At 62.2% G+C, this 1,703-nt stretch carries 1 protein-coding gene; it reads left to right on the top strand.

Annotation, left to right across the window (positions count from 1 at the left end; all coding sequences use genetic code 11):
- On the top strand, positions 1–1,703 hold a 1,703-nt coding region (locus D6877_RS27665; RefSeq protein ID WP_130912741.1), incomplete at its 3' end, for a monovalent cation:proton antiporter-2 (CPA2) family protein.

Here is a 1,703-nt window from a genome sequence, read left to right as displayed (position 1 = left end):
ATGCCCCATGAAGGCAATCTGTTGCAAGCCGCTGTCGTGTTTCTGTTCGCGGCCGTGCTCACCGTGCCTTTGGCCAAACGTCTGCAACTGGGCGCGGTGCTCGGTTATCTGTTTGCCGGGGTGATCATCGGTCCGTCGGTGCTCGGCCTGATCGGCAACCCGCAAAGCGTTGCGCATATCTCCGAGCTGGGCGTGGTGTTGCTGCTGTTCATCATCGGCCTGGAGCTTTCGCCGCGCCGCTTGTGGGTGATGCGTAAATCCGTGTTCGGCGTCGGTCTGGCGCAGGTGCTGTTGACCGCATCGGTGATCGGCGTGCTGGCGCTGTCGGTGTTCGGCCAGCCGCTGAACAGCGCCATTGTGCTGGGCCTCGGTCTGGCGCTCTCCTCCACGGCGTTCGGCCTGCAAAGCCTCGCCGAACGCAAGGAACTGACCAGCCCCCATGGACGCCTGGCATTTGCGATTCTGCTGTTCCAGGACATCGCCGCGATTCCATTGATCGCCCTGGTGCCGATGCTCGCCGGCGTCGATCACCACACCAGCACCGCCGACGATATTCGTCACAGCTTGCAGGTGCTCGGCGGCATTGCCGTGGTGGTGATCGGCGGGCGGTATCTGCTGCGTCCGGTGTTCCGCGTGGTGGCGAAAACCGGGCTGCCGGAAGTGTCCACCGCCACCGCGTTGCTGGTGGTGATCGGCACGGCGTGGCTGATGGATCTGGTCGGTGTGTCGATGGCGTTGGGCGCTTTTCTCGCCGGTCTGCTGCTGGCGGACTCGGAATATCGCCACGAGCTGGAAGCGCAGATCGAACCGTTCAAGGGCCTGCTGCTCGGGCTGTTTTTCATCAGCGTCGGCATGGGCGCCAACCTCAGCCTGTTGTTGAGCGCGCCGATCACCGTGTTGGGACTGACCCTGCTGCTGATCGGTCTGAAATTGCCGCTGCTGTTCGTCGTCGGACGTCTGGCAGGAGGATTGAACAAAATCAGCGCAATTCGCCTCGGCATCGTCCTCGCTGCCGGCGGTGAGTTTGCGTTTGTGGTGTTCAAGATCGGCCGCGATCAAGGCCTGTTCGAGCCGCGTCTGTACGACCTGCTGGTGCTGACCATCACCCTGTCGATGGCGCTGACGCCGTTGCTGCTGTTGATCTGCGCACGGCTGGTCAGCCCGAAAGTGCAGCCGGTGGAAGTGCCGGAGAAATTCCGCGAAATCGACACCGAAGCGCCACGCGTAGTGATTGCCGGCATGGGCAGGATGGGCCAGATCGTGGCGCGGATTCTGCGCGCGCAGAACATCAAGTTCGTTGCGCTGGACACCTCGGTGGAAACCATCGAACTGTCGCGCAGCTTCGGCGGTGTGCCAGTGTTCTACGGCGACCCGATGCGCCCGGAAATCCTTCACGCGGCGAAGGTTGGCGAAGCGGAATATTTTGTCATTGCCACGGACGATCCGGAGACCAACATCAAGACTGCCGAAGTGGTGCACAAGCTCTATCCGCACATGAAAATCATCGCCCGCGCGCGTAACCGTCAGCACGTGCATCGCCTGGTGGATGTCGGCGCGGAAGCGATTCGTGAGACCTATTATTCGAGCCTGGAAATGAGCCGGCGCACGCTGGTCGGCCTCGGTCTGACCCAAGCCCAGGCCGATGCGCGGATCAAGCGTTTCAAGCATCACGACGAACAGGTGCTGGAGGCGCAACACGCCGT

The organism is Pseudomonas sp. Sample_9, from assembly GCF_004307535.1.
Lineage (GTDB): Bacteria > Pseudomonadota > Gammaproteobacteria > Pseudomonadales > Pseudomonadaceae > Aquipseudomonas > Aquipseudomonas mercuritolerans.
The sequence above is the reverse complement of the archived record's forward strand: the minus strand, read 5'-3'. Positions and strand labels throughout refer to the sequence as shown.